Annotated in this window: 3 protein-coding genes and 1 pseudogene; all 4 read right to left on the bottom strand. The window is 67.2% G+C overall.

The genetic code is table 11. The features are described from left to right. Positions 1 to 87, bottom strand: a pseudogene (locus tag LI94_RS22565) (WXG100 family type VII secretion target); the annotation flags it as partial. A 152-nt stretch (positions 88 to 239) separates the two neighbouring features. Further along, positions 240 to 539, bottom strand: coding sequence for a PE family protein (locus tag LI94_RS19975; protein ID WP_024442076.1), 300 nt, complete (start codon positions 537 to 539; stop codon positions 240 to 242). A 360-nt stretch (positions 540 to 899) separates the two neighbouring features. Continuing rightward, complete coding sequence (locus tag LI94_RS19970) at positions 900 to 5,114, bottom strand: type VII secretion protein EccC (protein WP_046302300.1); 4,215 nt, start codon at positions 5,112 to 5,114, stop codon at positions 900 to 902. Next, a partial coding sequence (locus LI94_RS19965) for a type VII secretion protein EccB (protein WP_046302299.1) occupies positions 5,111 to 5,711 on the bottom strand: 601 nt, incomplete at its 5' end. The genes LI94_RS19965 and LI94_RS19970, both read right to left, overlap by 4 nt.

Genomic DNA, 5,711 nt, shown 5'->3' with positions numbered 1-5,711 from the left:
CTCGTCCTCCACCGTCTGCGCGTGCACATCAAAACGGCCCGCCATCGAACGCATCGCGTCCGGATCAGTCATAAAACGTGTTGCCACTGTTGTCTCCTTTTCTGAAGTTCGTTGTTTCTTATTGATTCTCGTAGTTGACGGTTATTGCCACCGGTTACGTCGGTAACCGACGACCGGCTTTGAACGAATGATTGGTTCCCCTCCCATCAGCCCGTAGCCGGTATGCGGTTGGCTCCTGATTAGCCCGCCGCAGCAGCGTTGGCCGCCTCGGTGGCGGCGTAGGAGGTCGCACTTTGGTTGAGCGTTGCGACAAACATCTCGTGGATCGCGGCGGCCTGCGCGCTGACCTGTTGGTACATCGTCGCGTGCGCGGCGAACTGCGCCGCGGTCAGTGCCGAGACCTCGTCGGCGGCTGCCGGGACCACGCCGGTGGTCGGGGCGGCGGCGGCGGCGTTCTGCGCGTTCAACGCCGAACCGATACCGCTCAAGTTCGCAGCGGCAGCGGACAGCGCTTCCGGCTGCGCGTTCACAAACGACATTCGAGTCCTCCTCCGGGATCGCGGTCAGCAATCTCTCTGCTGACGATCGTAAAGGCTCAAAGTGCCCGGGAGTAGCCACATCGCCGAGTGTTCACCTGCCGATAACAAGTGTTCATCTGGGGTAACAAGCCGGTGGCCGCGAGCCGGCTGTTCGGCCGCCGAAAAGGCTTCAAACTGGAAAAACACAGGGCTGCCATTTCCGGTGCGACCGGCAGCCGCCCTACCCTCCGAAACCAGCGGGCAACACGCCCGGGTTTAAATCCCGGCGCACTTAATTCACCGCCCGCGTCGGGGCCGTGAAAGCGCCAGCAACCACTGTGTCGCTGTTGCTCGCGTCACAGTGGTTGCTGGTCGGGCCGGTCAGCCGGCCGGGGTGGCCGCGCGCTCCTGCGCCGGCGCCCGCCGCAGCTCGGTGGCGGCGACCTGAACGAACACCCCGGTGTCCTCCGCCATCAGCAGGCCACGGCCGCGAGGCAGCGGGCCGCCCTTCATCTTGCCGCGGATGAAGCCTTCGTCCGGGTCGGCGTCCATCACCAACAGTGGTGCGTTGGCCTGGTGCAGAGCCCGCAGCAGCGGGTCGGCACCAGCGGACGACCAACCACCGAACGTGCGGGTGGCGATCACGTGCAGGCCGACGTCGGCCGAGCGGGTGACCCAGGGCGCAGCCTTCTGGAACGGCGAGTCGAAGCCGGGCGGGAACTGCTGGATGTCGTCGATGATCAAGAAGATCTCCGGCCCGCTCCACCAGGTCCGCGACAGCAGCTCCTCGGCCGACAGCCCCGGCGGAGGCTCCCGGTTGGCCAGCGTGGCGGCCAACTCGTTGACCAGCGCAACGGCGCCGTCCAGGTTGTAGGCGAACTTCTCCACGTAGTCCGACCCCAACGTGGTCAGCAACTGCCGGCGCGGGTCGATCAGCCACACCTGGGCCGACGGCCGACCGTCCGGGCTGGGCGCCGGCGCACTGCTGGAACCCGGCGCATAGAGCCGTTCGATCTCGCTCATGATGGTGGCCAGCGTGGTGGTGCGGCCGCATTCGCGACGGCCGGTCACCATCAGGTGGCCGTTCTCGGCGAAGTTCAGGTAGACCGGCTGCAGGTCGAGTTCGGAGATCGCCCAGGCGATACCGCCCGCTCCCACTCCTTCGCGACGGTCGTTGGCCGCGACCGCGCGCACCTCTTCCAGGCCGAACCGCGCCGGCAGACGCCGCACCGGGCGCACCCGGCCGACCGCCACCTGGCTGACCGCGGCCGCCACGCTGTCGGACTCGAACACCTTGTCGCCGGTGTCCTCCATCGCGGGCCGGGCGATCAGGGTGTGCAGACCGGACTGGGGGTCGCTGTCGAGGCGCACGTAGTTGACCGCGACCATGCCGCGTCCGGGCTTCACCGGAACATCCTTGGCGAACCGGGAACGCACCAGCTTGGCATCCTCGACCGCGGCCAGCCGCAGCTCGACCCGGGATCCGAAACCGCTTCGCACCGGCGGGCGCAGCTCCGATTCGCGGTCGGCGGTCACGATCACGTGCACACCGAACGACGGCCCCTGGTTGATGATCTGGTTGACCTGCTCGACGAGCACCTCGTTGTCCTCCGAGAGTGCCCGGTAGTTGTCGACCACCAGATAGACATCGCCGAAACCGTCGTTGGGCACCGCCCCCGGAGCACCTTCGAACTTCCGCCGGCGAAAGACGTCCATCGACGCGACATCGTTCTCCAGGAAGCTGCGCTTGCGGGTCCGCACCAACGCCAGCAGTTCGGCCACCGTGCGGCGCACCCCGTCGGGATCGGTCGGACCACAGACACTGCCCACGTGCGGCAGGCCGGCGACCGTGGTCAGCGAGGTCCCGCTGTAGGCCAGGCAGTAGAACTGAACCTGTTCGGGGGTGTGCGTCAACGCGGCCGCGCAGATCAAGGTCTGCAGTGCGGTCGTCTTGCCCGACCCACCGGCGCCCAGGATCAGCACGTTGGCGCCGGGGCCGGAGGTGTCCACCGTCCACGGCGGCTGGTCGTGCTTGAAGGGCCGGTCGATGACACCGATCGGGAACACCAGGTCGCGCCGGGTGCCGTAGTCCTGCTGCCACGGGTGACCCAAGTAGCGGTTCACCAGGCTCTCGACCGTCACCGGCACATCCAGCGGCGGCTGCCACAACCGGTACGGCTCGAAGTCGATCTGACGCAGTTGGTCGATGATGACCGTGCCGACCTTGGGAGTCCGGATGAAGTCCTCTTCCTCGGCCGGCTCGCCGGGCGCGGCTGCCGGCTTGGTGTCGAGCGCTGCCATCTCCTCGGCCGCCTCGATCTCGGGCGTGCTGACGCTGACCTCGAGCGGAGTGAACTCGGTGGTGAACAGTTGCGGCCGGATGTAGTCGACGGCGTGCGTCAACGGCATCTGCTCGTCGTCGAGGATTCCGCCCCGGTGGTAGTCGCGCCACAGGAACTCGGCCTGGAACCGGATGACCTCTTCGCCGCTCTTGCGGAAGTAGCCCAGACCCGCCTTGGCCGGCAGGTTCACCGCGTTGGGGACACCGGCCGCCTGCGCGGCTCCGGCGGTCTGCGCCTTGAGCACCAGCCGATAGCCCATGTTCTCCATGAGCTTCTCGGCGCGGCTCTCGATGGTCTGCGAGGCCATCATCAGGTGCACCCAGTAGGCGCGGCCCTGGCGGCCGATCGAGTCCAGCACCTCAACGGCGGTCGGCATGATGCGAAACCACTCGTAGAACTCATCGATTACCACGACCAGCATCGGCAGCGGCGGCAGGCTGTCGTCGCCGCGCGCCCGCATCCGGGACCGGATTTCGTTGTACTCCTTGGCGCCGTCGACACCGGCGTTGTCGCACATGGTCTTTCGTCGGGCGATCTCACCCCACATGGCCTCCAGGAAGCGCTCCATGAGGGCCTGGTCGTCTTCCAGGTCGGTGATGATCCGCGACACGTGCGGCACGCCGGCGAACGGCTTGACCGCCGATCCGCCCTTGAGGTCGGCCAGCACGAACTGCAGCTCGTCCGGCGGGTGAGCCAGCAGCAGCGACTCGATCACCGTGCGCACCAGGGTCGACTTACCGGAACCGGTGGTGCCGGACATGACGCCGTGCGGCCCGTCACCGCCCTCGTCGAGGGATTTCATGTCCAAGAACAGCAGTTCGCCGTTGTCGGAACGGTTTCCGAACGGAATCCGCAGGCGGCCCCGGCTGCCACCGTCACGCCGGCTTGCCCACAGCTCTTCGAAGTTGATCCGCCCGGCGTCCTCGATGCCGTAGTAGGCCATGATGTCGCGCGCACCGATGTGGTGCGTCACCTTCTGACCGATCTCCTCGTAGGCCGCCGCCAGCCGCCAGTGCGCCAACCGCTGCGCGAACTGTTCGGCGTCGGTGGGGCTGACCTGGTCGGCGAGCGCGAAGAACCACTCGTTGTCGTCGATCACCATCCAGGTGTCGCGGTCACGCGGCAGAGCGTTGATGATGCCCTTGTCGTCGAGACGCAGCACCCGTTGTGAGACACCACGCCATTCCGGGGCGCCGGTCAGATCGAAGAACGTCACCCCGTCGATGCCCTCGGTGGTGTTGACGTACTCCCACTGCGGGTCCAGACCGTCGACGATGATCAGGTGGTGCGGGGTCGGGGTCTCCGCCGACGAGCTGGCGTGGCGCGGCATGAACGATCCACGCCCAGAGAACAGTTCGGCGTGTTCGGTGGCGAAGTCCTGCACCGAGCCGTACACCATGCGGGCATTGCCCGCGGCGTCCTGGCGGCGCGGGTCGCCGAAGTGCGGCATCCACTTCACCCAATCCCACTGCGCCACATCCGACGTCACCACGACCATGCGCAGATGGTCGGGCCCGTGCGAGAAGGCCAGTTGGCAGATGATCGCGCGCATCAACCCGAGCACCTGCTCGCGGTCGCCGACCAGCGAGTACCACGGCTCGACCAGCAGCGAGATCATCTTGGGCAGGTTGTAGACCACGCTCTGGTAGCGCCCGAACTCCTGCAGCGCCTTACCGGTCACCGGTTCCAGCTCGATGTCGGTCGGCATGTTCTGCGGCTCACCCCAAGTCACCTCGGGGCGGGTCATCCCCACCCCGACTCGGGCCAGGCCGAAGTTGAGGTCCTTGCCGTTGGGCTGGCGCTCCCACATGCGCGACGACCCCACCGCGGCGGCCAAGGTGGACGGCGCCGGGTGGTACCACCGGTAGTTGGCGTCCATGCTGTCCGCGGACTCCGCCGCCGACTCACGCAGCCGGTCCAGCATGAGCATGAACTGGGCGCGCATCGCGTCGAGCTTGGGCCGACTCAGTTGCTGGGCGCCACCGCCGAAACGGCCGCCGAACATCATCATCGCCACGCCGCCGATCATGAAGATCGGGAAGATCGAGCCGGCGCCCAGGAACATCCGGGAGCCGCTGGCCACGGTCATGGCGACCATGCCCACGAGCAGGCCGACCACCAGCACGCCGACCACCACCAGCCACCACGGCTTGCCTTCTGGCGGCGGGACGCTCAGCGGCGTCGGCAATACGATGTTCTCCGGCTTGACCACCGGCGCGCGTTCCGGCGTCGGCCGGGCGTATCCACGTTTCACTTGGGCACCGCCAATTCTGCTGGGCTCATATCGGTTGGCAGGGTGTCGTGACGGACCAGCGCATCCTGTCTGGACAGGGTCGGGCCGTGTGCCAGCAGGCGCAACGCCACCGATGGCGCCAGTGCCGGTTCTCCGACCAGGCCCAGCGCCTTGCGCTCGTCATCGCCGGGGATCCCGAATCGCACGCCCGAGGCCGATATCCACCACAACGATTCCCGCGTGGAGGCGTCCGGGTCGTTACCGGTCACCGCGACGAAATTGCCGTAGCCGGAACCGAAGTAGACCCGGTCGGCCTCCGGCACATTGGCGTCGTTGGTTTTCACCAGCGACACCACCCGGTTCATCTGCTTCTGCGACACCGGAATTGTGGGGCCGGACACCACCTGCACCCGGGCCCGGCTGTCACCGGTGGAACGCTCCCACCACCAGCACGTGGAGGGGTTCTCCTTGATATCGACGACCTGCAGCGGCCCCTCGGGGTATGCCGACAGGTCCAGTCCGGTGACCACCGGCATCTTGGCCAGATCCTGCGGCGTCACCACGGCGGGCGCGCCGCCCCCGGTGGCCCCGGCGTTCTGCAGCTGTCTCTTATACACA

The sequence above is a fragment of the Mycobacterium sp. UM_Kg27 genome, from assembly GCF_000972905.1.
GTDB lineage: Bacteria > Actinomycetota > Actinomycetes > Mycobacteriales > Mycobacteriaceae > Mycobacterium.
The sequence above is the reverse complement of the archived record's forward strand: the minus strand, read 5'-3'. Positions and strand labels throughout refer to the sequence as shown.